The organism is Ruegeria sp. CDSC085, from assembly GCF_059610465.1.
In genome coordinates, this window is the sequence record NZ_JBXWNR010000003.1 from 205,986 (window position 1) to 232,166 (window position 26,181).

Consider the following 26,181-nt stretch of genomic DNA (forward strand, 5'->3'; position numbering starts at 1 on the left):
TATAATTCGAATAATGATGGCCATCCGGTCATGCATGGCCGCGCTTATATGACGCCTGCACCTAATGGTCCAGAGGTTCCGCCCGTTGCAGCGAATGGCGCAGTTTCGCCCACCGGTTCAGCCACGCAAGACCAGCCAGAGCAAGACCCAGCGCCAGCAGCGAGAACACCCGGATCAGGCCACCCAGACCGGCGATGTCAATCAGGAAGACCTTGGCCACGGCCAGCCCGATCACGGCCAAACCGGCTTTGCGCATTACGTCGGACCTGCGGGCCAGAGATTGATAGAATAGAGCGGCCCCGATCATCAGTAGAACGATGGTATAGGTGTAGAGCTCGGGCTGAGTGACGCCATTGCCTTCATACATACCCCCTGCGCCCTGCCAGACGTGGCGGATCGCCAAGCCCAACCAAACTGCGGCCAACATCCCTGCGGCGGCATAGCTTCCTTGCATGATCTGTTTCGGCATTTCCCTGATTCGCCAAGCAGAACCCCAAACAACCAATGCAGGCAACAAATAGGCAATGGCGAGTGAATTCAGAAGCGGCGGCCCAAGCACCGGGTCTGCGTTCGGATTCAGCAATGGGTTCTGGTCCGCCAATGCCAACATCAGATAGAAAAGACCATGAGCTGCAAAGAACAGAGCCAGCAGGTATCGAAGGTAGTTCAGCTTGCCACCCAGCCCGAACCTTTGCACCTGCGCAAACGCAAGCAAAAGCCAGATGACGGCCAACAGACCCAGGCCCCAATGGCTGTTGTCAGCGCCGCCCTCTCCAAAGCCTTCGAGCCAACGCAGCAGCAACAATGAAAGCAGGATACCCGCTGTCGCCCAGGCCGCGCTTTCCAACAGCAGCGCCGCCAGGGGGCGTTTCAACGGACGCAAAAGCCACCAGCCCGCGACAAATCCCAATGTGGCCGCGCCGTAGACCATCGCCATTTCAAGCACCGGAGCGGAATTGGCCCAATCCAGACCCGGATCAAGCACCAAACGAACGGTAACAGTAAAGACACCCGCCCAGATAAACCAGCTCATCGGCGGCAAGATGAACCTGCGGTCCAACGCTGCTGCAACCACAACGCTGGCCACCAGAGCAACCGTGAGCGCCGATGAACTGAGCACGATGACGCAGGCGAATACCAGACACGACAACGCGGACAGAGTGGCCAGAGCCGCTCGCATCCGGTCATCGCCGTCAACACGGGCAAAACGTTCTGCCAGAACCACCATCAGCACAGCCAGTGCGATCGCATGGAGCGCCCAGGGGTAGGCTCCGATCACCAAAGCCGGATGCCAGCCAATTTCCAGCGCGATGGCCAGCAAAGGGGCAAAAAGCGCGGCTCCTCCGGCCCAGACGGCGCGATACTGGCTCGCCGTAAATGACCGCCATGCCATCAGGGCTGACATCAACGCTCCCAAGGCGACCAGCACAGTGACCACCATCGGATAGTCCGCCTCGGGCGTTTCTGCGTAAGCCTCGGCGAACCTGTACAGAGCCGCGCCGTTCTCAAGCCCATGGGAGGCAACAAAAAACACCAATCCGGCAGCAGGCAGAACAGTCAGGTCTTGCAACGCCGGTGCATCCTTGGTCCATAAGAGCAATGCCAGAATGAGGGCGGACAACAGGCTGACGCCTAACCAGAATTCAGCCTCTGTGTCCGCCCAATGCCAGGACAGGATCACCGTACTTGCCGCAATGGCTCCTACAGCCAGACGGGTTGGGAATTCGGGCCAAGGGCGAACCTTGGGATGGCGGATCATCTCAGACAGCATGGGGCCCGCATGATCCGGCCAAATGCGCCGCACCGGAATGGCGGTTGCGAAAAGCGCCAGCACAGTTGCGGCGATCAAGTAACCAGGTTCTGTATTTGGGGCACTGGTCGCCAGGAGCAGGTTCGCCGCATATGCCCCGAACAGCGCTAGCACCGAAATCCATGCCCAGCGCCGCACCGTATCGATACCCAGCCCCAAAACGGCAACCAATAGGAAATATGCATACAGCCAAGAGGGATTGTCGGACGCGCCTCCGACCAGGAAAGGAGCGGCAAAGGCTCCGATCAGACCGACCGCAGCCAGCAGTGGACCGTGGAACCACCCCAGAACAAGGCCCACCATCGCGACAACGACCATTCCTGTCAGTGCCGTTTCGGCACCGATCAGGTTATACAACTGGCGGGCAGACAGGATCGCCCCGAACAAAGTGACAAGCCCGGCACCGGAAAAGACCGAGGGTAAATAGGCAGTGGCCGCCTCCTCATCATCCCCGAACTTCCGACGCAACACCTCGCCTGCAAGAATCAGAACAGCGCCGAAACCCAGGGCTGCAAAAACACGGGCCGCCGGAGGCAGCAAACCGTTTTCGACGCCGTATTGCACAAGGAAAATGCCAGCCAATGCCAGAGACAGGGCCGAAACCACATAAAACCAGTTCTCGCGCAGCCACGCGCCCAGAGCCGCAAACTTGTCGTGGCGAAACACTATAGCCGGTGAAGAAACGTCTGCATCCTGAGCGTCGGCACTGTTGTCTTCCTGCCGTTTTGGAGCCGACCAGGGTGCCGGCCTGCTCTGCTTCTCTTCTGCAGCAGGTTGCGGTGCAGGCGTTTCCTGTTTCGGTTGCGGCAGGACCGTCGCATCGCCTGAAGCCAAGGCGTCGATTTGCGCTTCCAGCTGCTCCACCCGGCGCCGCAACCGGGACTGTCCGACCAAAAGTGCAATCAATGTCACAGGGATGGCCAGAACAATCAGGCCAACAAGAACAAGCAGCGATTCCAACTGAGTCTCCGATCCTTTTGGAGGTCAAGCTATCTTGAGCCGCCGGCAAGTGACAGTCAGGAAAGCCGTGACCCGACTTAAAACACGGAAATCTCCGGACGCGCGATCATCAGCCAGAGTATCGTCAGAACCGCCAGAAACGCCGGAATTCCGCAGACAAACCAGAACCGGAACAAGCGGTAATAGTCCCGCGGCAGTTGCGTTCCCTTCTCTTCCGCCCATCGTGCAAAGTTTCGCAACCGGATTTGCACCCAGACGACTGGCAGCCAGAACAAGCCGGTCAAAACATAGAGCACCAGAGACAGCACAATCCACCCTTCGCTCAAGGGCCACCCGATACGCCACGCAAGCAATGCGCCGGTTACGGGCTGAACGATCACAGCGGTCGAGGTGAACAAAAGATCGGCCAGAACAACGATACCTGCCGTATGCGCAATGATGCGAGGATCGCCGTTGCGATGGGCCATCAGCATGAAAAAGGCGATCCCCGCGCCCGTGCCCAACAGCACGCAGGCACCAATGACATGCAGCCAACGCAGTACAAGGTCAGGGTCCGTCATCTGCGATCCAACATGGGCAGTGCGACAAGCGACAGGATCATTGCAGGCAGGATTTTCACCAAGGGCCCCAACGGGTCAGACCACAGGTCCGGCGCTGTGATCGAGGCGGCTATCAGATAGAACATGGCCACAGCAATCTGAGCCTGACAGGCCCGCGCAGCCCACGGGCGCCAGAGAATGGCCAGACCCAGAACTATGTCACCCAATGACCAGAACACAACACCGGCCAAAGCCATAGGTGCTGACCACCCTGCTCCGATCAGAACGTCCGAGGCAGTGGACAAGCTGACCAATCCAAATAGCCCTGACAGTAGCCAGAACAGGCTGAGTGTCGCTACGACCAGCGGCATCAACAACGTCATCTGCGCAGTCAGCCTGTGTTCACGGGCACACGGAAGCGTGGCGTAGATGTCTGTCAGTGAAGCGACCCCGAGCCCAGATGCCGCCCTATAGGGCTCGGGATCTCCGGTCACGCCATCTGCCACGACTGTCAACGCCGTGCTTCGCAACGGGGATTTCCAGCCAACCCGGGCCAACCCATCTGCCAGCTCTGCAACGGCTTTTGTCAGGATAGGTGGTAAGGCCACAGCGAAGCGCGTTCCGGAAACCCAAGCCATCTCCGGGTGCTGCGCACCACCTCAGCCAGGCTGTGAGGGGTATCTTCGACAAGGTCGTATGTGCCTTGCGGCAAGTGACCTGCAACGGCGTCGGTCACTGCCTTGCATAAATCCTGCATTCCCACGCATTGAACAGGCGTGTCAGGGTAAGCCAGAGGCTGAACCCAGGGCACCGCAGCCAACATACGCAGCAACGCGGTACCGCCATAGTCCGTCTGTCCAAGGACCAGACCGGGCTTAAGTATCCAGAGCGGCACACCTGACGCGCGCAGCGCCGCATCTCCAGCCGCCTTGCTGCGCAGGAAATGCGTACTCGCCGCAGCTCCTGCACCAATGGCAGAAATCTGGACGACACTTGCACCATGATCCATGCAGCCGTCAGCCAAGGCTGCTATCGCAGTGTGGTGCACCGCTTCGAGGTCATCGTCTGCATTGTCCTGCAACGCGCCGGCGCAGTTTACCACGACATCCACATCAGTCAGCAGGTCCTGCCAGTCCTGCGCGACAAGCAACTCACGCAGGTCACCCTGTTTCAGAGAAACACCCGGCAGGATTTTTGACCCTTGCTCAAGATCGCGCACCATACCCTGAACTGTTGCGCTTTCGGCCTGTAAAGCTCGTGTAACCGCAGCACCAATGAACCCATATGCGCCCAGAACCAAAACCTGTTTTCCAGAAAGATCGTGTCGTGACATTGGCCCATGCGCCCGTTTTCGATCACTCTACCCAACCGGGTGCAATTGAACAGTTATGACCGCCGGACTGCGACATTACGGATGGAACAGGGACCCGACGAGATACGCGATCAGCGCGGCCAGCCCGCCAATCAATAGCGTCTCGAGCCCCGACCGCCACCAGGGGGCCAGTGACCACCGGCTTTTGAGCGCACCGATCGCAAAGAAGACCCCCATGGTCATCCAGGCAGACATCGCAAACGCATTCTGCACCGAGGCGAGAAACGGCAGCAGCGGGATCATCCCCGCCACCAGAAAGGCAAAGAAGGTGGCCAGCGCCGCCTTCATCGGATGCGGGTCGACACTGCCCAGACCATATTCACCTTCGATCATCAGGTTGATCCAGTTTTCAGTGCTCGAGGTGATCTCTGCCGTAGCCTCATTCAGAATGTCGCCAGTCAGCCCTTTTTGCGCAAGGATCTCACGCACTTCTTCGCGCTCGCCATCCGGGTACAACGCGATGTGGCGTTCCTCGACCGCGCGGATGCGGCGAATGTTGTCCAGTTCGGCCTTGGTGCCCGAATAATTGCCCGCAGCCATCGAAAACCCGTCAGCCAGAACATTCGCCAGGCCAAGCGCCACGATAACGAACGGGGAAAGACCTGCCCCGGCAACGCCTGCCACAATGGCAAACGTGGTGACGGATCCGTCGATGCCGCCATAGACGACGTCGCGCAACACGCCTCGGCCGGGCGGTGCGTTGATCCGTTCGGCGATTTCCTGCGGGCTGTGACCGTGATCCGTCATGGCTGGCTCCTTCGACACATTCAGTGTGCCGAGGGGCAGGCCGGGGCGCTTTGCTTTGGATCAACCCTTGGAAAACAGGCCCTGCAAGGCGCGCTTTATGATGCCCCGCGTCGAAGGTTTGTGCCTGTCCGAAAAGGGCAGCGGACGGCACACCTCCATCGCGGCCACACCCACACGGGCGCTGAGCGCCCCGTTGACCAGACCCTCTCCGAACCGGCGGGACAGTTTGCTCAGAACGGAACCACCCAGAACAGGCTCCAGCAGATCATCGCCAACTGCCACCGCTCCTGTCGCCACCAGATGCACAAATACACTGCGGGTCAGGCGCCAGCCGCCCAGCGTGCCCGCGCGACCGCCATAGATTTCCGCAACCCGGCGGATCATCCGCAACGACGCTGCCAGCGCGGTTATCACATCCGCAAGCGCCAATGGCACCAATGCGGTCACTGTGGCAACTTGCCGGGCCGCGGCTTCGACCTCGCGGCTGGCGGCTTGGTCCAGAGGGGCCAGCAGCTCATCTTCGGCAAGCTCCAGCAGCGCTGATGCATCGAACTGATCCGCCATACGTTCGGTTAATCGTTCGCGGCCCCAGCGCGTGTCTTCACGCCCTTGGTAGAATGCGATGATACGGTTGGTGACCGCACGGGCCTGAGCCAGATCGTCGTCGGCCAATGCGGTGTCAGCGGCCCGACGCAGGCCATCTACGCGGGACAATCGCCCCAATGCAGCCAGTTCACGGATAGCAATCATAAGCGCCACAAGAACCAGCGCGGCGATCAATCCGGTAACGATCCAACCCAATACAGGTGTGCGCGCCACCAGAGAGGTCGCAAAATCCCACGCGGCCACAGATATGGCAGCCCCGACCACTGCCAGGGCCAGCCCCCAGAACCAGCGCGCAAGCGCCGATGGTTTGCGCGCCGCCAGCCGTGCCGCGCTTTGCATCGCCTGCCCTTGCGGTTGCGCGATGTCCGGCACCGGCGGGGCCTTCGCGACATCAGCAGCGGGCTCATCCAATTCAAGATCGATCAAAACCGGGCCTTTAGCCATGGATCACACCCTCACCGCGCCAGACAAACCGTATGTCGGGCAAGTTTTCATCGTTATCCGCCCCATCGCTGCGGGCCACCTCGGCAAAACCGTTACGTTCATAAAACCGACAGGCTCGGGCATTGTCCTGAAACGCGGACAAGCTCAGCTCTGAGCGGCCCGATTTGGCGTGATTCAGCAATTGCTGACCAATCCCCCGCCCCCGAACCGGTGCATCCAGATAAAGCGAATGGATTTCACGACCGTTAAGCGCCAAAAAACCTACAACACCGGCCTCAGCTTCGGCCACAGTAACCCATTCCTGATCAATCATTCGCCCACAGAAGGCGATCGTCTCGGCGCAGCTGTGCAATTCAGGCATCCAGTCGTTTTCCACGGTGAAACTATGCAGGATTGTCCCGATGGTGCCTGCATCCGTTGTGCGTGCGGGACGCAGAAGTACCGTCACAACCGATCTCCAATCAAAAACTGGGCCGCACGATCCAGTCGGATATGCGGCGGGCCGTCACCGGGTTTCAAGGTCAACTGGGCCGGGGCAAAGGCCATGAAGCCGTAGTCTTCGCCCAACCAAGCATCAGCCCCATTTCGGGCCGGGCCCAACAGATGCGCTGGATCCTCGGGCAATTCACCGGGGTAGAAGGCAGCCCGTTTCCCACTATCCAACAAGGTACCCCGAACGCATGGCAGTTCTGTCCCGTTGTGATTGCGCAATTCTTCGGTCGTCGCGCGCAGCGATGCCAGAGACAGGGCCTCGGTCCGGGCTCCGGCGAAATTCGCCCGATCGCGCGCCTCCCGCGTCAATGCTTCAATGATCGCGGTGAGGCGGGGATGCTGCGTGTGGTGCAAATGGTCGGCTTTTGTCGCCGCAAACAAAATGCGTTCGACCCGTTTTCCCAACAGCAATTGGCTGAGCCACGCATTTCGGCCGGGGCGAAAGGCCGACAGGATATCAGCCATGCCACGGCGCATATCCTCGACCGCCTGCGGACCCTTATGAATAGCGCCCAGCGCGTCAACCAGAACCACCTGCCGGTCGATTCGCGAGAAGTGATCCCGAAAAAACGGTTTCACGACCTGAGCTTTGTAAGCTTCGTATCGCCGTTCCATCTCGCGTTGAATCGTTCTGCGCCGCGAAGGGCCAGACGCCACCAACGGCGCAAAGGTCAGGACCGGAGAACCTGCCAGATCCCCCGGCAACAGGAACCGTCCGGGGGTACAGTCGTAATACCCGGCTTCACGTGCCTGATTGAGATAGGTCGTAAACGACGATGCCAGCGCCTGCGCGGTCGGCTCGTCATGTGCCCCGGACGGGTCTGCGGCGTTGACCTGGGCCAGATACCCGGCAGCCTCCGAACGGGTCTCGATACGTGTCAGTGTTTCCTGAGACCAGTCTGAATACGACTTGTCCAGCAAAGCCAGATCCAGAAGCCATTCTCCGGGGTAATCGACAATGTCCAGATGAACGGTGCGCGGTCCCTGCAAGCCAGCAAGCAAGCCGGCTGGGCGGGCTTTGAAGGACAGGCGCAGTTCTGAAACCGCGCGCGTGCTGTCTGGCCAGTGCGGTGTCGGACCGGTCAGGGCGGACAGGTGCGTTTCATAATCGAACCGGGGCACAGTGTCATCCGGCTGCGGTTGCAGATAAGCGGCGTTGATCCGACCTTCCTGCTGCGCAACCAACCCGGTCATGCGCCCCCGATCCAGCAGGTTCGCCACCAGCGAGGTGATGAAAACCGTTTTGCCCGACCGGGCCAACCCAGTGACACCCAGGCGGATGACAGGCTCAAAAAACGTCTCGGATACGCTGTCGCCTATGGTTTCGACGCCGCGCACAAGGCTGTCTGCCAGTGATGAGATGACCAATCTGTCGCCCCGCAATTATCGTTTCACCCAAGATAGGTAGAGGGTACGGCACATACCAGCGCTTTCGCCCCCTTGCCCGTTCCCGCGCTGCGCTGTACCAGCGGCGCATGCCCAGATACGCGTTGAAAGTTGAATACAAGGGGGAACCGTTTGCCGGATGGCAGCGGCAGAAGGATCAACCGTCCGTGCAGGGGGCAATCGAACAGGCCCTGTCCCGTATCCAGCCGGGTGCGCATACGATTGCTGCCGCAGGGCGCACCGATGCTGGGGTTCATGCGTTGGGCCAGGTCGCCCATTGCGACATGGTCAAGGGATGGGACCCGTTCCGCCTGTCCGAGGCGCTGAACTATCACCTCAAACCGCAGCCGGTGGCGATCGTGGACGCCGCGCGCGTGACTGACGATTGGCACGCACGGTTTTCGGCGGTCGAACGGCAATACCTGTTCCGCATCCTGATGCGACGCGCGCCTGCAACCCATGACAGGGGGCAGGTTTGGCAGATCAATCATCCGCTGGATGTCGAGGCCATGCAGGAAGGGGCGAACATGTTGCTGGGTCGCCATGATTTCACGACCTTCAGGTCGTCGATTTGTCAGGCCGCCAGCCCGGTCAAAACTCTGGATGAGTTGCGGGTAAAACTGGTTCAGTGCTTTTCCGGCCCCGAGGTCCATTTCCACGTACGGGCACGGTCATTCCTGCACAATCAGGTGCGCAGTTTCGTCGGAACCCTGGAACGTGTGGGCGCCGGAGCGTGGGCTCCGGAAGAGGTGCGTGAGGCGTTGGAAGCTGCCGACCGTGCGGCCTGCGGCCCTGTCTGTCCGCCGCAAGGGCTGTATCTGGCGCGGGTCGGATATCCGGAACCAGTGTTCGACTGACCTAAATCGCCCGCAAAAGCAATCCACTTGCGATCACGGCAATGATCAGCCCGGCGACCAGTTCGATTGTTGGGGCCAGCACCGATGCGAACCGCGTTGCTGAGGCTGAGGCCAGCAGACCTCCGCGAAGGCCAAAGGATGTCCATCCCACCAAGGTCGTCACCAACGCCGTGCCCAATGCCATGGCAAAGGCCCCAGCGATGCCGACCATCGCGATGCCCATCTGCCACGTCAGGATCAGTACGAACAATGCACCTGTGCACGGTCGCGCCGCGATGCCAGCTATCAGGATCAGGGCCTCGCGCAGTGAACCAACATTTGCAATTTCTTGCGCAGTTGGGCCATGGCGGTGACCACAGTCTGAACAGACCTCTCCATCGTGGTGGTGATGATGCGTGTGATCGTTTTCATCATGATGGTGGTCGTGGGGCGATGTGGTTTTCCGTCTCCTTGCGAAACTGCGCAAAGACCGAACCACCAGCCAAAGACCGATAAGGACGATTGCACCGTAGCTTATCGGAGCCATGACCTGTTCAGTCGTTCCAACAAGGCTTTCACGGGACATCTGGAACACCAGCACCCCGGCATAGACCAGTACGACGGCCGTCACCGCCTGCCCCAGGCTGGACAATACACTGATCGCCGATAACCGCCAAAAGGCGACGCGCCGACCCAACCCGTAGCCACCGATCAGGACCTTTCCGTGGCCGGGGCCGATGGCATGAAAGAACCCGTAAGCGAAACAGACCGTCAGTAGCGTTGCCACCGCCTCGGGCTGCTCGGCGCGCGCAGCACGCAAGGACCGGGCAATCTGGTTCTGGAATTCTCGTTGCTCCCCCGCGGCCCAGGCCGCAAGACTGTCAAAGCCTCCGCTGCCCCAGAACCAGAGCAGCAGACCGCAGGCAAGAGCAACCGGAACAATCAGGTAGCGGGACATGAAACACGGATCTCGGTCGCGAAGTTTTCACCGACCAGTGGAATATCGTTTTCCTCGAGGTCATAGTCTGCGTCCAGTGTCAGCAGGAACGCCTGCATCTGTGCAAGTTGTCCATCAATGTCCGGGTCAAACCGATCCATCTGGCACGCAGCAGGACCTGTGACGGTCACGGGCCGCGTCACCTCGTAGGCGGTGTAAAACGTCTCATCAAATGCCTTTGCGGACAATGCCGTGGCAGGCACGGCGCCAGCTTCCACCGCCCTGAGATGCGTGGTGACAACGCGCCCGTCTTCAACTGTCGCGTGCGCCTCCATCGGACCGGAAAGTGCAACCGGGTTTCCGTCTGCCGTAACGACAAGATCGCCGTTGTATCCCTCAACCCACTGCATATCGAACCCGGTCAGGAACTGTTCTTCGCTTTCCGTCAGAATGCCGTCAGCATCCTGATCCAGCTTCATGTCTTCCAGAACCAGCAACGAGTAGAATTCGTCATATGCCCAGGTCACGCGGACATGGGTCAGTTGACCAGCGTCATCCACGATGAACTCCAGCCCGGTACCAATGAAAACATGCGGGTGGGCATTGGCCTGCATAGGCAAACAAAGGATCAAAGTGGTTATAAGGTAACGCATAGTCGCAAGATAGGTGTCCCTCCGCGTGGCGGCAACGACATTTTCAATCCCTATGCGAAATCCGGCCAAACATCAGGTCGGCGGAAACAGAACCAGTGTTTGCAGCGCAGTACCCACCGGACCCTGCGTATCGAAGAGCACGGATTGAGACATGCCGATACCGGAAGGCTGCCAATGCGAAACCGACTTCGAGGCCAGCCAGTCCGAAACCGGTTCACGGTGGATATGCACTGTCAGGTCAGTATTCATGAACCCCATTTCCGAGGTTGGCGCATTCCATGAGATACCGTTGCCACAATCGGCCAAAGGACACAGCGCCTGAATGGGCGACTGATCCTCGCCTTGCAAAAGCTGCGGAGTACGCATCCAAATTGTTTTGGGCCCGGCACCCTGTTTTCCCCCTGTCGGATAGCGAATATCGCTGTAATGGGCGAAACCGGGCAGATCGTGGCGAATTTCACCAATTGGAAAGGGGCCCTCTACAACATCCTCTATCCTCGGCGCATCTATGTCGACATTCGGCACCTGCCCCAGATCGCGCCGCAAAAGATGCATTGTGGTGGCCGTAGCGCAAAGCGTGTCATCAAGATCGTGTACCGTGACCCGCGTGGTCCCGAGCGTCTTGGTATGGCGCGTGGTCTCTGCCGCGACACGGAGCCCGGCCAATGGAAGTGGACGCAACAAATCAACGGTCAGACGGGTCAGCATCTTTTCGGGGCCGATTTCGGTTTCCGCGGCCCGCACAATCAAACCGCTGACCGGCCCCGCGTGGCAATGAGCGGCAGACCACGGCCCGCGCGCGGCATCGTTACCAATAAAGGCCCCGTCATCGCGCTGATGAAAGTAGGTCTTGTCCGCAAAATCGAGCGCTTCCGCCATGTGTTCCTCGGGTCTATTCTTGTGCAAATCGTTTCAATTCATCTGGGCCCAGGTGTTCAACCACTTTCGCTATTCTGACGTCGGGGGGCGGACATGTTGGACACACCGTCCTTGCAATCAGTTTCGCTTTCGCTTCCAGGGAAACACGTGTCATCCAGCCGCATGATCTCAGCCCCGGTCATTGCGGTAACATCCTTCAGATGATCATGATTTTGATCCATCAGGCTGATTGTCATGTTTGCCGAAATGTCCCTGTCAAGCACCCAGTCCGGGCTATACTTTTGCCGCAAGGATGGCTTAACTGCCCGGGCCCTGTCCACCGTAATGACGGGACGTCACCGCATCAAACCTAAGCAGGAGCCGTACATGGCGTTGTTGATCGAAACCGGGTTGTCCAACTGGATAAGTGATGACGACATTGCCCGCAGTTTACAGGCGGAGTTGCCGGATGCGGATATCCGTACCGCCGATACGTTGGGAAATCCGGATGACATAACAATGCTGGCCGTGGTTGATATGCAACGTGACCACCCGACGCGACTGCCCAACCTGAAACTGGTACAAAAGCTGGGTGCAGGGGTGGAAACCATTGTCAGTCATCCCGGTTTGCCTGGTCACGTTCGCATCGCCCGCCTGAAGCCTGACGCACCGGCGCAGGGCATTGCCGAGTGGTTTCTGGCCTATATCCTGCGCGCTCAGCGACACATGGCATTTCACGAAGCGGCCCAAACCCGCGCCGAGTGGTCCCCGCGCGCACCGGTTTTTACGCCGGACACCGTAGTCGGCGTTCTGGGTCTTGGTCACATCGGTGCCCGCACCGCGCGGATGCTGCACGCCGTCGGCTTTCAGGTGATGGGCTGGAGCCGTACGCCCAAAGCCATCGAAGGCGCAACTTGTTTGCATGGGCAGGACGCGTTGCCCGCGCTTCTTGGCCAATGCGACCACGTTTGCGCAATCCTGCCCTCGACCCCTCAAACCGCTGGCCTGTTTGATGCCCGGATGCTGGCGGCGATGAAACCCGGCAGTCAGTTGCTGAACGCGGGGCGCGGAAATCTGATTGATGAGGGCGCTCTCATCGCGGCACTGGACGCAGGTGTTCCGGGGCATGCCGTGTTGGACGTCACGTCGCGGGAACCTTTGCCACAAGACAGCCCGCTATGGCGCCACCCCGGCGTTACGATCACGCCACATGTTTCGGGCTGGCATCTGGGCGATGCGTTGTCGGATGTGGCTGAAAACTTCCAACGCCTCTGTTCTGGCGCGCCCTTGCTACATGAAGTCAATCGCGATCAGGGCTATTGAAACCTGACACGATGATCAGGGCGTAAGGATCCAGTTGCCATTGCCATCGTTGCATCGGCGGGTTCGGATTTCCCTGCTCTGATCACCACCGTCCGGCTGAATCACATGCTGAAGACCAACGCAATTTCCCTTCACCGATTGCACCCGGATTGTTCCTTTTGAACCCGTGTCGTCATTCTTCCATGACCGCTCCTGGCCCACGGATGGCGTGCCACTGGTCAAAAGCGCGTTTGAGGCCGCGTTGACCACTTCAAAATCTGCTGGAGACAACCCCATCTCGGCTATGATTCGAGATAGCGGCTTGGCCTCGACCGCATTGGTCATCAAAAGAATGCCGAATGCGGCTATGGCGGTTAAAATCGGGGCATTCATGGCGGCCTCACAGAACTGAAATCATTTGTGGTCAAGGTTATACACCTGATCCGGCGGGGCCAAGCCCCGAAGCGAACCTTCAAATTATCCCGAACTGGCCTATCTGCGCGATTTCTGTTCGCAAGCCTGCAATACAGGCGATCCGGGGCGATTCAGGTTTTGGTGGCACAAGGGCTTCAACCGACATTTGCCTTTGCCCCCGCCTCGCCGGTTACAACTGCCCGACAAGGTGGCGCCACAATTTTATGACCTTAGGGCTTCACAGACGGGCCTGAATTTGCTGAAATTCAAGTAAATTCTGATTTTTAGCACTGGAGATTGTTCCATGAAACTACGCCCTGCCCCAATGGCCATCGCAGCACTCGCTGCATCTGCGGCCCTATATACCTCGCCGATATCGGCCAAGGAAGAAACCAAATCCGTCTTCGTCATGAGCCGCACCTGGGCGGTGACACAGGTTTCCGACGCGCCGGTCGTTTATCGCGCCACGCGTGACAACAACAACCTCAACCCCTTCGGGCCTCCACCGCGCCTGCGTACGGTTCAGGCCATTGCCGCGATTCAGCAGGCAACCGGGTGCAAACCGATCGTGGCCAGTATGTATCAGAACATCTCGGGCCAGTTTTTCTCGCAGGTCAGTTGCAACTGACACAGCGTCAGATCAGGCATTGAGGTCACCCGACCGGCCTGCCATAGCTTGCGCATGAAACTCGCGATTAACGGATTCGGCCGCATTGGCCGCACGATCCTGCGGCAGGTTCTGGCCCTGCCGGCAGGGTCAGATATCGAGCTGGTGCTGATCAATGACATCGCGCCGCTGGACACCTGCGCATACCTGTTCAAATACGACAGCACATTCGGCCCCTATCCCGGCGATGTGTCCGGGGGGGACGCTGCGCTGATCGTGGATGGACGCGCAGTTCCCATGACCCACAGCGCCGATCTGTCCCGCGTTGATCTGTCGGGCGTTGACGTCATGCTGGATTGTACGGGTATCGCCCGCAGCTCGGACGTTGCGCGTCGCGGGTTGTCCGCGGGCGCAGGTAAAGTACTGATCTCAGGCCCATCCCCCGCCGCTGATGTCACCATCGTTCTGGGCGCAAACGAGGACCAGTTGGGCAGCGCCCGGATTGTGTCAAACGCGTCCTGCACCACCAATGGGCTGGCGCCACTGGTCAAGGCCATCGACGATATCGGCGGCGTCGCATCGGGGCACATGACCACCATCCACTGCTATACCAACAGCCAGCCAATGGTCGATGCCCCGCGCGGCGACCTGGCCCGTTCTCGGGCAGGGGCACTGTCGATGGTGCCGACCACATCGAGCGCGATGCACCTGATCGATGTCGTCCTGCCGCATCTGGCCGGGCGCATTTCGGGCGCGGCTGTCCGCGTTCCCACGGCAAGTGTGTCAGCCGTGGACCTTGTGGTCACATTGCAGCGCGGCATGAGTGCAGAAACCTTCGATCACGCCCTGAAGCAGGCCGTTGCTGCATCACCTGTGCTTGGCTGGACTGACTTGCCTCTGGTCTCGTCCGACCTGCGGGCTCGCCCTGAATCGCTGGTTATTGCCGGGCCTGAGACCCGTATGGTGGGTGAAAGTCAGATTAGGGTCTTTGGTTGGTACGACAACGAATGGGCGTTTTCGGCGCGAATGCTGGACGTGGCCCGCCTTATGGCAGCCGAATAGCCGGGCGGTGACGTCAACACAATAAGGCCCAAAAAAAACGTGTCTCATGCATAATTCCTTTCCTCTTCCGCATTCAGATGCTCTAACCTGAATTCAAACGACCGTGCATGGCGCGGGCAAGAGAACTGGAATTGGGGCAGTTGGGGCAATTCATGCAAAGGAGCAAGCGGCAATGCCGTCTGGGGCGCTGGCTGATGGCCGCAGTTGTGACTTTGGCCCCAACCACACTGGTGGCGCTGGAAACCTCACTCTCTGCCCCCGGCGCATCGAAAGAACTGGTTGAACGCCTCGAAAAGACATCCTCAGTAACGACGGCTGAAGAACGTGGCCTCGACACCCCCCTTGAAATCCTCTCAGCGGCTTTGTCGGATTACCGAACGATTGTACAAATCCTGTACGACGAAGGGTATTTCAGTCCGGTCGTCAGCATCAAGCTTGATGGACAGGAAGCGGCCGAACTGAGCTCTCTCACGGTGCCTGCACAAATCAACCGTGCTGCGATTACCGTTGAAACCGGGCCAAGCTTCAATTTCGGCACCGCCATTGTTCAGCCCCTCGCCCCCGACACGGAGCTGCCCGAAGACTTTGCCTCTGGGAAACTGGCGACAACCGGAGCCATTCAACAGGCCTCCTCGGCCGGTGTTCAGGGCTGGAGGAACGCTGGTCATGCAAAAGCCAGTGTTGCGGGTCAGACAATCATCGCGCGCCACGCACAAGCCCGCCTGGATGCCCAGATCGACCTTGATCCCGGACGCAAGCTGACATTTGGCAGAATGTTTATCAAAGGCGATTCAGATGTGCGTCACAGGTCCATCGAAAAGATCGCCGGGTTCCCCAGTGGAGAGGTATATTCGCCCGAGAAAATTCAGAAGGTTGGAACACGATTGCGCCGGACCGGTACGTTCAACGTGGTCTCGCTGCAGGAACGAGAGACCCCAAACCCCGATGGCACACTGGATTTCGATGCCACGTTCGAAGACTTGCCCAAACGTCGGTTGACCTTTGGTGTGGAACTGGCCTCTCGCGATGGTGTTGATGTGACCGCGACATGGACCCATCGCAACATGTTCAGGCGCGCAGAACGTCTGCGCTTCGAAGCGGCGGTTCGAAATATTGGTGGTGCCGAGGATATCGATGGCCGGATCGGGCTGCGTCTGGATCAACCTGACCGGCTTGGCCCCGATGACAACACCTTCTGGAGCACCCTGCTGGAACGCCGCAACACGGAAAACTATAATGTGACGGTGGCTTCGCTGGCCTATGGTGCGCGCCGAACGTTTTCAGACAGTCTCTACGCCGAGGCATCGGCCGGATTTCAGTGGTCGGACGCGGACGATGCATATGGCAGCGGGCGCAAGTTCAGGTATTTCATCCTGCCGTTCCGATCCGAATGGGACCAACGCGACAGCAAAGTCAGCGCCACGCGCGGATTCTATCTGGACTCGCAAGTCATGCCCTTTGTCGGAATTTCCGGTACGGATACCGGCATCCGCCTTTTCTTTGATGGGCGGGCCTATACCAGCCTGGGGACAGGGGGGCGGATCGTTTTGGCCGGTCGCGCGCAACTGGGATCCGTGATTGGCCCACCCGCCGATGGCGTCACACCTGACTTTCTGTTCTTCTCGGGCGGCGCGGGAACCGTGCGCGGGCAGCCGTATGAAAGTCTCGGCATTCCGGTCGGAACCGGCATCGCGGGCGGTAAGTCGTTTATTGGCTTGTCCGGTGAGATCCGTGGCAAGGTAACCGACAGCCTGTCACTGGTCGGATTTTATGACTACGGTGTTGTCGACACGTCGTCCTTTATCGGCAGCGGCGCAGAAGACCACTCTGGCGCTGGTATTGGCGTAAGATATGATCTGGGCGGGTTTGGCCCCCTGCGCTTTGATCTGGCCTATCCTGTCAGCGGTCCCACCGGGGACGGGCTACAGTTCTACATCGGGATCGGACAGGCGTTTTGAGACGATACCTTTCATACCCTCTGTTGATCGGCGCGCTGGCATTCGTGCCGGTGGCCGGACATCCGCAGGAAGATGAAGGCGGCAGCATGATCGAGCGGTTCCTACAGGATACCCTGTCGGGCGACGATCAGAACGTCACCGTCAAAGGCCTGCAAGGTGCGCTGAGTTCACGCGCCACGATTGCCGAGATCACGGTTGCAGATGACGAAGGAGTCTGGCTTACCATCAAGGATGCCGAACTGGACTGGAACCGACTGGCTTTGATCCGTGGGCGGTTCTCGGTCAATGCTTTGACTGCGCACGAGATCGACGTCGCCCGCGCGCCGGGCACCACCACCAAGGATACGCCGCCGCCGACCGCAGAAACAAAAGGCTTCCAACTGCCTGAACTGCCCGTTGCTATCGAAATCGGCGAAATCCGCATCGACGAGCTGGCTTTGGGCCAGCCTCTGATCGGAGTGGCCGCGGAATTGGCGGTCAATGGCAACCTGTCACTTGTCGACGGGACGCTGGACACCAATCTGGATATTACCCGGCTGGATCGGGCCGGTGATGAAATCAAGTTGACTGCGGGCTTTCAGAATTCAGACAGCCAGATCGATCTTGACCTTCAGGTGACAGAGGCAGCGGGCGGCCTGATCTCGGCCGCTCTGAAAATTCCGGACAGCCCGCCGATTGGGTTGACCGCAAAAGGGTCCGGACCGGTGACCGACTTCACCGCAGATATCGGCCTCAACAGCGATGGTCAGCCTCGTGTGACAGGGCAGGTACGGTTGCGCTCGGCCCCGACTGCGGCGGCAAGCGCGGAAGAGGGTATTGCCTTTACCGCCGATCTCGGCGGTGATCTGACACCATTTGTAGCCGACAATATGGATACATTCTTCGGCGCCAAAACACGGCTGTATGTGGATGGGCGGACGCTGCCCGACGGTGCGCTGACCATCAGTGATCTGGAACTCACCTCGCAGGCGCTGAACCTTGAGGGTCAGCTGGAACTGGCAGCGGGTGGTCAGCTTCAACTGGCGGCCCTTCAGGGGCGAATTACTCCGCCAGAAGGGCAAAGCGTTGTTCTGCCTGTCTCAGGCGGCGACACATCCATTGGAGCGGCACAGATTTCCGCGCTGTTCGACGAAAAGAACGGCAACCTTTGGGATCTGAGCCTGACCGCGAAGGCCGTGAAAACCGAACAGCTCGACGTTCAGCGCGCGCAAGTCTCGGCGCAGGGAACCCTGGAACAGGGTGATGCTCTGAGCTTCGACGGCGATCTGCAAGCCGCTCTGGACGGTATCAAAATGGCTGACTCCGGGCTGAATGCAGCAGTGGGCAGCCGCATTACTCTAGATGGCACCTTCGAATATGGCAGTGACCAATCCCTTAACCTGACCGGGTTCGAACTGGTCGGTTCAGACTACGATTTGGGCATCGACGCATTGATCAGCGGCCTGTCCACCGGGTTGGCCGTCGACGGCACCGCCACTCTGGAAGCCACGGACTTGTCCCGATTTTCGGAACTGGCCAAGCTGGAGCTGGGCGGTCAGATCTCTGCCCGACTGACTGGTCAGGGTTCACCACTGGAAGGCAGTTTCGACGGCAAACTGGAGGTCGAGGGCACTGACCTCTCTTCCGGGCGTGATGACATCGATCCGGTGATCCGGGGAAAAACAACGATTACGCTCGACGCCAAGCGCGGCGCAGATGGTGTAACCGTCCGTGATTTTACCCTGATCGGGGATACCTTGCGCGCGCAGGTCGATGGCACGGTAACGACACCTGATGGCAACGTGGCTATCGATGGTCAGGCAACGGTCAATTCCCGGGACCTTTCAGTGTTCTCAGGCCTTGCCAACCGCGAGCTTGGGGGGGCAGTGCAAGCGAAACTGAACGGAAAGGGAACCGTTCAGACGCTGGAGTTTGACGGCACAGCCAGCGTGTCCGGCCGGGACATCAAAACCGGCCTGGCCGAGATTGATCCGCTGTTGGCCGGTCGCAACGAGATCACGTTCGACGGTGCGCTGAGCCAGGAACGGATTGTGATCCGCGACGCGACGGTGAACGGTTCTGCCCTGACCGCCAAAGCCTCTGCCACCATAGACGACCCAAAGAGTGCTTTGGCTATTGACGGACAAGCCAATCTGAACATCCCGGACCTTTCGCTGTTTTCAGGCCTTGCCAAACGCGATCTGGCAGGAGCGATCCGTGCGGATGTTGCCGGCAAGGGCGCAGTCGGCAGCAAGATGTTCGACGTAATAGGCAATTTGGCTGCGGACGAAATCAAAACCGGAATCGATGCCGTAGACGACCTGATCCAGGGGCGAACGAATCTGACCGTGGACGCGGTGAATAACGACGAAGGCCTGAACATCCGCACGTTCCAACTGATTGGAACCGCCCTGTCGGCAAATGCATCAGGAAAGTTGGACCGAAACGCTGGCGGATTGGACTTTTCCGCCAAATTGGATGACCTCGGCCGTCTGTCGCAAACCTTGTCCGGCCCGCTTAGCTTGAGCGGGAACGTCGCTCCAACCGGTTCTGGGCTAGAAGGCACTGCCCGTCTGGACGGACCAGACAGCTCATACGCCAGCCTTCAGGGAACAGTTGACCGGAATGGGTCTGCCGACGTCGACTTTGACGCCAAACTAAACCAGATTGAGCGGTTTGTTCCAGAGTTCCCCGGCACCGTTGCAGCAACAGGGACGGCCCAGCGCGACAATGGAGTCTGGACGATCGACGCCAAGGCGCAAGGGCCCGCGGACATAGACACCACGTTGGCCGGCACCTTTGACGAAACCAGCGGTCAGGCGGATCTGACAGCTCAGGGCGGCATCAACCTTGGAATCGCGAATGTATTTATCACACCCAACAAGATCGACGGATCGGCGCGCTTCAATCTTGCCCTCAAGGGCGCGCCTACGCTGGCGTCACTGAGCGGATCGGTCACCACTTCGGGCACATCGCTTGCCATTCCGGGTGCGGGTCAGACCATTACCGGGATCAGTGGTCAGGTGGATCTGGCCCAAAGCCGCGCAACCATCACACTGAATGGCGGAGTTCGGGCGGGCGGCAGCTTTAGCGTCAACGGACCTGTTGACCTGACCCCTCCGTTCAACGCCCAGATCACCACCACCCTGAACAACCTCGTGCTGACGGATCAGTTGCTGTATGAAACCACCCTGAACGGCCAGATTGCTATGACCGGGGCTTTGGCCGGAAACAGTTCTTTGGCCGGGCAGATCACGTTTGACGAGACCAACATCAACCTTGCAGCCGCGTCCGGCGCGGTAGGCGCGGCACCTATCCCGGATATCCAGCACATCAACGAAAGTCATCCCGGTTTCGTCACGCGAGAGCGTGCCGGATTGGTTGTGATCGAAGGATCAGAGAAAAGCGCGTCCCGGATTGCGCTGGATATTAGCCTGCTTGCACCCAAGGCGGTTTTTGTCACAGGGCGAGGCGTGAATGCAGAACTGGGCGGTCGGATTCTCATCGGGGGCACCACAGCCTCTGTTGTTCCGTCCGGTCAGATCGAACTGATCCGGGGGAATTTCGACATTCTGGGCCGCAGGTTGGCACTGACAAAGGGGATCGTCACACTACAGGGTGACCTGACACCGTATATCGAGTTCGAGTCTTCGGCCAGCACGTCCGACGGCACAGCGACAATCGAAATTGCAGGCCCGCTGGATTCACCTGAGGTCAATGTGTTTTCCGACCCCGAACGTCCGGCTGAAGAAGCGCTGGCGATGCTGCTTTTCGGGAACCGGTTTTCAGAAATCTCGCCGTTCCTGATCGCGCAGATGGCGGCATCACTGGCGCAGCTTAGCGGTGCGGGAGGTGATGCAACGAAAGGCCTGCGCGATTCCACCGGAGTGGATACGGTTGACATCGGTGCTTCGGAAGGCGGCGCGGGCCGTTTGGGCGCTGGCGCATATCTGGGTGAAAACCTTTATACAGACTTCACTGTGAACACCGAAGGCGACACCGAAGTGAACCTGAATCTCGATGTTACCGACAGTTTCACAGTACGTGGTACCGTCGATGGTCGTGGCGAGACAGGCGTGGGTTTATTCTTCGAACGCGATTACTAACCAACTGTCAAAAAGAAGTTAAATTGAGCCGCCCTTTCGTGTCGCGCGAGCAGGTGTTGGGTGTTCAAAACGCCTTTTAGACGGCTCATTCCGATTTCATTGGTGGTCGGGAAACCTTGTTTCAGAAAGATTCAAGTGCCGAAACCAGCGTGGTATCCCAGACGACAATAAGACTCACCGGTGTCCAGTGAGTAATTCACCAGTACATCCGGGTTTTTCCGCAAATTTAGAAACAGGGAAATTGTACAGACACCGCGACATCTCAATCCATGACCTGACAGTTTGTCTTCTCACCTTTCCCTGGTTTGTCAGCAGTTTTCGGCGCCCGTGGGAACGCGAATAGCTTCTGATTATCTTGTGCCTTCAGCCATTCTATCGCTGCGGCATGGCGGTTCCATGCCACTGTAACACAGCTGCTGACGAGTCACCTGCTCCGAGGTCACGGCCTAAGACCTCAGAAAAATGTAGCGAACGAGTCGTAAGGGCCAGTCAAATGAAGCAGTCGGTAAGACTATGGCGTGGCGAAGAAAAAAGCGGCCCCTTCCGAGGCCGCTTTTATTCAGTCTGGCAGCGATCTCATTCCGCTGCGATCGCATCCTCGATCTTTTCGACACGAATGGCCGAGAACTTGAACTCGGGGATCTTGCCGTAAGGGTCGATGGCCGAGTTCGTCAGGATATTCGCTGCCGCTTCGACATATGCAAACGGAATGAACACCATGTCTTCGGCAATTGCCCGGTCGGCGCGCACCATGATTTCAATCGAACCACGACGCGTGGTCAGGCGGATAATTTCACCCGGTTCGATTCCCATCAGCTTCAGTGTGCGCGGGTTCATCGAGCAGTTGGCCTCGGGCTCAACCGCGTCAAGAACCTTGGCGCGGCGGGTCATCGATCCGGTGTGCCAATGTTCCAGCTGACGGCCAGTGGTGGCAATCATCGGGTATTCGTCATCGGGCGCCTCATCGGGCGGGATGACGCTGGCCGGTGTGAACCTTGCCTTGCCGCCCGCACGAGGGAAACCATCACCGAACACGATAGACTGGCCGGGATCGGTTTCGCAGAGCGACGGATAGGTGATCGTCTCGGTTTCCAGCCGTTCCCACGTGATATTGTCCAGCGACTCCATGGTCAGTTTCATCTCGGCAAAGACCTCAGACACATCGGTGTAATCCCAGTTCAGACCGATCCGCTGTGCCAGTTCGACTGTGATCTTCCAATCCTCGCGTGCCTCACCCGGAGGTGCCACGGCCGGACGGACACGCTGAACCTGACGGTTGGTGTTCGACACCGTGCCGTTCTTTTCATACAGCGCCGAGGCCGGCAGGATGATGTCCGCATAGTTCGCGGTTTCGGTCAGGAAGATGTCCTGCACGATCATCAGGTCCAGCTTGGCCAGCGCTTCACGTGCGTGGCCAACATCCGGATCGGACATGGCCGGGTTTTCACCTTGAATGTACATGCCCTTGATGTTGCCCGCATAGGCTTGGTCGATGATCTCTGTGACGGTCAGGCCCTTCTCGTTCGAGAAATCATCCGATTTCCAGACATTGGTGAATTGCGCACGAATGCCATCGTCCGTAACCGTTTTGTAATCCGGCAGGAACATCGGGATCAGACCCGCGTCTGACGCGCCCTGCACGTTGTTCTGGCCCCGCAGAGGGTGCAGACCCGCGCCGGGTTTACCGACGTTCCCGGTCATCAGAGCCAGCGAGATCAGGCAGCGTGAGTTATCTGTGCCGTGGATGTGCTGGCTGACGCCCATGCCCCAGAAGATCAGACCAGCCTTGGCTTGTGCAAAGGTGCGCGCAACGCGGCGCAGCTGATCCGGTTCGATGCCACAGATCGGCGCCATCGCCTCGGGCGTGAACTGGCGCAGGTGCTCTTTCTCGGCTTCCCAGTTCTCGGTCCAGCGGTGGATGTACTGGCTGTCATACAGCTCTTCCTCGACGATCACGTTCATGATCGCGTTCAGCATCGAGACATCCGCGCCCGGGCGGAATTGCAGCATTTCGTCGGCAAACTTGCGCATACCAACGCCGCGCGGGTCCATCACGATCAACTTGCCGCCGCGTTTGGCGAACTGCTTGAAATAGGTCGCGGCAACGGGGTGGTTCTCGATCGGGTTCGACCCGATGATGATCGCCACATCCGCGTTTTCGATCTCGTTGAAGGTCGCGGTCACGGCGCCCGAGCCGACGTTCTCGATCAGAGCGGCCACAGACGATGCGTGACACAAACGGGTGCAGTGGTCGACGTTGTTGTGCTTGAACCCCTGACGGATGAACTTCTGAAACAGATAAGCTTCTTCGTTGGTGCATTTGGCCGAACCAAAGCCAGCAATCGAAAGCGGGTTTTCGTCGCGCAGGGCCATCAGCCTGGTTGCGGCCAGATCCATCGCCTCTTCCCATGTCGCTTCGCGGAAATGGGTGCCGATGTTGCCGGGATCGACGTTCAACCCCTTCTCGGGCGCGTCCTCGCGCCGGATCAACGGCTTGGTCAGGCGGTGCGGGTGGTGGATGTAGTCGAACCCAAAGCGGCCTTTGACGCACAAACGGCCTTCGTTTGCCGGGCCGTTGATGCCCTCGACATACTTGACCTTGCCGTCCTTGACCTTCAGCGAAACCTTGCAGCCTACGCCACAGAACGGGCAGACGCTTTCGGTCTCAGAGTCGTAATCTCTGCTGTCCCCCTGCTGTTGGTCGTCCAGCACGGTTGCAGGCATCAGGGCGCCGGTCGGGCACGCCTGAACACATTCACCACAAGCGACACAGGTTGAATCGCCCATCGGGTCGTTCTGGTCGAACACCACCTGAGAGGTGTGGCCGCGGCCAGCCATGCCGATCACGTCATTCACCTGCACATCGCGGCAGGCACGGACGCAGAGGTTGCAGTTGATGCAGGCATCCAGATTGACGCGCATCGCAACGTGGCTGCCATCCAACAGCGGGATCTTCTCGGCCTCTTTTGCCGGGAAGCGGCTGTCGTTGACATCGTTCAGCCTGGCCATGTCCCAGAAATGGCTGGATGCGTCATGGGGTTGCTCGGGCTGGTCAGCCACCAGCAGTTCCATGACCATCGCACGGGATTTCTCGGCGCGGTCGGTGTCAGTCTTGACGACCATCCCGTCAGCAGCCGGACGGATGCACGAGGCGACCAGAGTACGCTCGCCTTCCACCTCGACCATACAGGCGCGGCAGTTGCCATCGGGTTTGTAACCCGGTGCCGGTTTGTGACACAGATGCGGAATAACCAGTCCACGGCCATTGGCCGCGTCCCAGATGGTGGTGCCTTCGGGCACGGTGACGTCATCGCCATTCAGGTTGAAGGTGACGGTCTTGGTTGGGCTTGCATCAAGCATGGCTCTGTCTCCCTCAGATTTCGTCAGCGAAATGTTTCATGACCAGACGGATCGGGTTCGGGGCCGCCTGCCCCAGACCACAGATCGAGGCGTCGCCCATGACCTGACACAGATCTTCCAGCAGGTTCTGATCCCACTTGTCGGCCTGCATCAGCTTGACCGCTTTTTCGCAACCCGCCCGACAGGGGGTGCACTGGCCGCAGCTTTCGTCCTCGAAGAATCGCAGCATGTTCAGCGCCGCATCGCGGGCCGTGTCCTGACCGGATAGAACCACAACCGCAGCAGACCCGATGAACGTGCCCAGCGGCTGTAGGGTGTCAAAGTCGAGCGGGATGTCGTCGATGCTGGAGGGGAGAAGACCTGACGACGGCCCGCCCGGTTGATACGCCTTGAACTCATGACCTTCGGCCATGCCCCCGGCGGCATCAATCACGTCAAGAATGGTCGACCCTGCCGGCAGCAGGTAGACGCCGGGTTTCGCCACCCGGCCCGAGACCGAATAACTGCGCAGCCCCTTGCGGCCATTCTTTTCAACCGAATTGAGGATTTCCGGACCTTCCCGGCAGATCTTGGACACCCAGTAGAGCGTTTCCACGTTGTGCACCAGCGTCGGGCGTCCAAACACGCCGACCTGCGCCACGAAGGGCGGTCGGTGACGCGGCAGGCCTTTTTTGCCTTCGATCGACTCGATCATCGCGGATTCTTCACCGCAGATATAGGCGCCAGCGCCACGGCGCAGGTCGATATAGCCAGGCTCAACAATTCCGGCATCTTCCAGCGCGGCGATCTCGCGGCGCAGAATTTCCAGAACCGCAGGGTATTCGTCGCGCATATAGATAAAGCAGGTCTCGACCTCGACCGCCCAGGCGGCGATCAACATGCCTTCCAGGAAGACATGCGGTGTGCGTTCCAGGTAATAGCGGTCTTTGAAGGTGCCGGGCTCACCCTCGTCGCCATTGACGGCCAGATAGCGCGGACCTTCGTTCATGCGAACAAAGCCCCATTTTTTGCCCGACGGGAAGCCCGCACCGCCCAGACCCCGCAGGCCCGAGGACAGGACATCTTCCTGTACATTCTCCCAATTGCCGCCGTCACGCAGTTCTTTCAGCGTGGCGTAACCGCCATTTGCCTCATACGCTGCGAAAGCTTCGTAGTCGGGCAGATGGGCATGGGTGTCATCCGCAGCAATCGCGGCCTGCACCTTATCGGGGTTGGCACGGTCGATATGGTTGTGACCGACCTCCAGCACCGGCGCTGTGTCACAGCGGCCCATGCAGGGCGCGCGGACCACACGGACTTCGGTCGGGTCCAGACCGTCTTTCAGTGCCTTTTGTAGTTGTTGGGCGCCCGCCATTTCGCAGGACAGGGAATCACAGACGCGAATGGTCAGCGCAGGCGGAGGAGTCTCGCCTTCTTTCACCACGTCGAAATGAGCGTAGAACGTCGCGGTCTCGTAGATTTCCGCCTGACCGATCCGCATCTCGACCGCCAGCGCGGCAATATGGTCGGCACTGATATGGCCGTGTTCATCCTGAATCAAATGCAGGAATTCGATCAGCAGATCGCGGCGGCGCGGGCGGTCGCCCAGCAGGCGGTGAATTTCAGCCTGCGCCTCATCCGTGAACTGACGGCCTTTGGGCGTGTGTCGCCCCTTGCCTTTACCTGACTTCCAGACGCCCTTGGGTGCGCCTGATGGCTTGGTGTCTAATGGTGCCATGATGCCCTCCGATTCAGGCCCCGTGTCTCATCAGGC

General features: G+C 59.2%; 20 protein-coding genes. 6 read left to right on the forward strand and 14 right to left on the reverse strand.

Features of this window, described 5'->3' with window-relative positions:
- Positions 1–61: 61 nt before the first annotated feature.
- The 8 genes from AC2FJB_RS07415 to AC2FJB_RS07450 form a co-directional block, all read right to left on the reverse strand.
- On the reverse strand, positions 62–2,770 hold the full coding sequence (locus tag AC2FJB_RS07415) for a DUF2339 domain-containing protein (RefSeq protein WP_496717754.1): 2,709 nt from the start codon (positions 2,768–2,770) through the stop codon (positions 62–64).
- 77 nt (positions 2,771–2,847) lie between these two features.
- Positions 2,848–3,330, reverse strand: a complete 483-nt coding sequence (locus AC2FJB_RS07420) for a DUF2269 family protein (RefSeq protein WP_496717755.1) — start codon at positions 3,328–3,330, stop codon at positions 2,848–2,850.
- On the reverse strand, positions 3,327–3,917 hold the full coding sequence (locus AC2FJB_RS07425) for a DoxX-like family protein (protein WP_496717756.1): 591 nt from the start codon (positions 3,915–3,917) through the stop codon (positions 3,327–3,329). The genes AC2FJB_RS07420 and AC2FJB_RS07425 overlap by 4 nt, the downstream gene beginning before the upstream one ends.
- A complete protein-coding gene (locus AC2FJB_RS07430; RefSeq protein ID WP_496717757.1) occupies positions 3,896–4,642 on the reverse strand; it encodes an NAD(P)H-binding protein in 747 nt (248 codons plus the stop codon). Before AC2FJB_RS07430 ends, AC2FJB_RS07425 begins: the two co-directional genes overlap by 22 nt.
- A gap of 75 nt (positions 4,643–4,717) precedes the next feature.
- Positions 4,718–5,428: a VIT1/CCC1 transporter family protein gene (locus tag AC2FJB_RS07435; protein ID WP_117872825.1), complete on the reverse strand. Its 711-nt coding sequence runs from the start codon at positions 5,426–5,428 to the stop codon at positions 4,718–4,720.
- 60 nt (positions 5,429–5,488) lie between these two features.
- Positions 5,489–6,478, reverse strand: a complete 990-nt coding sequence (locus AC2FJB_RS07440; RefSeq protein ID WP_496717758.1) for a YcjF family protein — start codon at positions 6,476–6,478, stop codon at positions 5,489–5,491.
- The gene (locus AC2FJB_RS07445) at positions 6,471–6,926 is read right to left on the reverse strand and encodes a GNAT family N-acetyltransferase (protein WP_496717759.1); all 456 of its coding nucleotides are present in this window, start codon (positions 6,924–6,926) and stop codon (positions 6,471–6,473) included. The genes AC2FJB_RS07440 and AC2FJB_RS07445 overlap by 8 nt, the downstream gene beginning before the upstream one ends.
- Positions 6,923–8,338, reverse strand: a complete 1,416-nt coding sequence (locus tag AC2FJB_RS07450) for a YcjX family GTP-binding protein (protein WP_496717760.1) — start codon at positions 8,336–8,338, stop codon at positions 6,923–6,925. Before AC2FJB_RS07450 ends, AC2FJB_RS07445 begins: the two co-directional genes overlap by 4 nt.
- Positions 8,339–8,445: 107 nt before the next feature.
- Here AC2FJB_RS07450 and truA point away from each other — a divergent pair, with 107 nt between their 5' ends.
- Positions 8,446–9,213 (forward strand): tRNA pseudouridine(38-40) synthase TruA, encoded by a 768-nt coding sequence (truA, locus tag AC2FJB_RS07455; protein WP_496717761.1) that lies wholly within the window; start codon positions 8,446–8,448, stop codon positions 9,211–9,213.
- Between the two features lies 1 nt (position 9,214).
- On the opposite strand, the gene AC2FJB_RS07460 is transcribed toward truA, so the two are convergent.
- The 3 genes from AC2FJB_RS07460 to AC2FJB_RS07470 form a co-directional block, all read right to left on the reverse strand.
- Positions 9,215–10,150: a nickel/cobalt transporter gene (locus AC2FJB_RS07460; protein ID WP_496717762.1), complete on the reverse strand. Its 936-nt coding sequence runs from the start codon at positions 10,148–10,150 to the stop codon at positions 9,215–9,217.
- Positions 10,135–10,782 carry a DUF1007 family protein gene (locus AC2FJB_RS07465; RefSeq protein WP_117869761.1) on the reverse strand — a complete coding sequence of 216 codons (648 nt, stop codon included), beginning with the start codon at positions 10,780–10,782 and terminating at the stop codon, positions 10,135–10,137. The genes AC2FJB_RS07460 and AC2FJB_RS07465 overlap by 16 nt, the downstream gene beginning before the upstream one ends.
- 72 nt (positions 10,783–10,854) lie before the next feature.
- The gene (locus AC2FJB_RS07470; protein ID WP_117869762.1) at positions 10,855–11,661 is read right to left on the reverse strand and encodes a thioesterase family protein; all 807 of its coding nucleotides are present in this window, start codon (positions 11,659–11,661) and stop codon (positions 10,855–10,857) included.
- A gap of 366 nt (positions 11,662–12,027) precedes the next feature.
- Here AC2FJB_RS07470 and AC2FJB_RS07475 point away from each other — a divergent pair, with 366 nt between their 5' ends.
- The gene (locus tag AC2FJB_RS07475) at positions 12,028–12,963 is read left to right on the forward strand and encodes a 2-hydroxyacid dehydrogenase (RefSeq protein ID WP_496717765.1); all 936 of its coding nucleotides are present in this window, start codon (positions 12,028–12,030) and stop codon (positions 12,961–12,963) included.
- 15 nt (positions 12,964–12,978) lie between these two features.
- Here the strand turns inward: AC2FJB_RS07475 and AC2FJB_RS07480 are convergent, their stop codons facing one another.
- Positions 12,979–13,335, reverse strand: coding sequence for a hypothetical protein (locus AC2FJB_RS07480; RefSeq protein WP_117869765.1), 357 nt, complete (start codon positions 13,333–13,335; stop codon positions 12,979–12,981).
- Positions 13,336–13,660: 325 nt separating this feature from the next.
- On the opposite strand from AC2FJB_RS07480, the gene AC2FJB_RS07485 reads away from it, so the two are divergent.
- The 4 genes from AC2FJB_RS07485 to AC2FJB_RS07500 all read left to right on the forward strand — a co-directional run bounded on the left by AC2FJB_RS07485 (position 13,661) and on the right by AC2FJB_RS07500 (position 21,068).
- Positions 13,661–13,984: a hypothetical protein gene (locus tag AC2FJB_RS07485; protein ID WP_254683701.1), complete on the forward strand. Its 324-nt coding sequence runs from the start codon at positions 13,661–13,663 to the stop codon at positions 13,982–13,984.
- A 54-nt stretch (positions 13,985–14,038) separates the two neighbouring features.
- A complete protein-coding gene (locus AC2FJB_RS07490) occupies positions 14,039–15,025 on the forward strand; it encodes a type I glyceraldehyde-3-phosphate dehydrogenase (RefSeq protein ID WP_496717766.1) in 987 nt (328 codons plus the stop codon).
- Positions 15,026–15,219: 194 nt separating this feature from the next.
- Positions 15,220–16,983 (forward strand): autotransporter assembly complex protein TamA, encoded by a 1,764-nt coding sequence (locus AC2FJB_RS07495; RefSeq protein WP_496717829.1) that lies wholly within the window; start codon positions 15,220–15,222, stop codon positions 16,981–16,983.
- Positions 16,980–21,068, forward strand: a complete 4,089-nt coding sequence (locus AC2FJB_RS07500; protein WP_496717767.1) for a translocation/assembly module TamB domain-containing protein — start codon at positions 16,980–16,982, stop codon at positions 21,066–21,068. Before AC2FJB_RS07495 ends, AC2FJB_RS07500 begins: the two co-directional genes overlap by 4 nt.
- 576 nt (positions 21,069–21,644) lie before the next feature.
- Here AC2FJB_RS07500 and fdhF read toward each other — a convergent pair.
- Together fdhF and AC2FJB_RS07510 are read right to left on the reverse strand one after the other, a co-directional pair.
- A complete protein-coding gene (fdhF, locus tag AC2FJB_RS07505) occupies positions 21,645–24,428 on the reverse strand; it encodes a formate dehydrogenase subunit alpha (protein WP_496717768.1) in 2,784 nt (927 codons plus the stop codon).
- A 13-nt stretch (positions 24,429–24,441) separates the two neighbouring features.
- A complete protein-coding gene (locus AC2FJB_RS07510; RefSeq protein WP_496717769.1) occupies positions 24,442–26,145 on the reverse strand; it encodes an NAD(P)H-dependent oxidoreductase subunit E in 1,704 nt (567 codons plus the stop codon).
- Between the last annotated feature and the right edge of the window lie 36 nt (positions 26,146–26,181).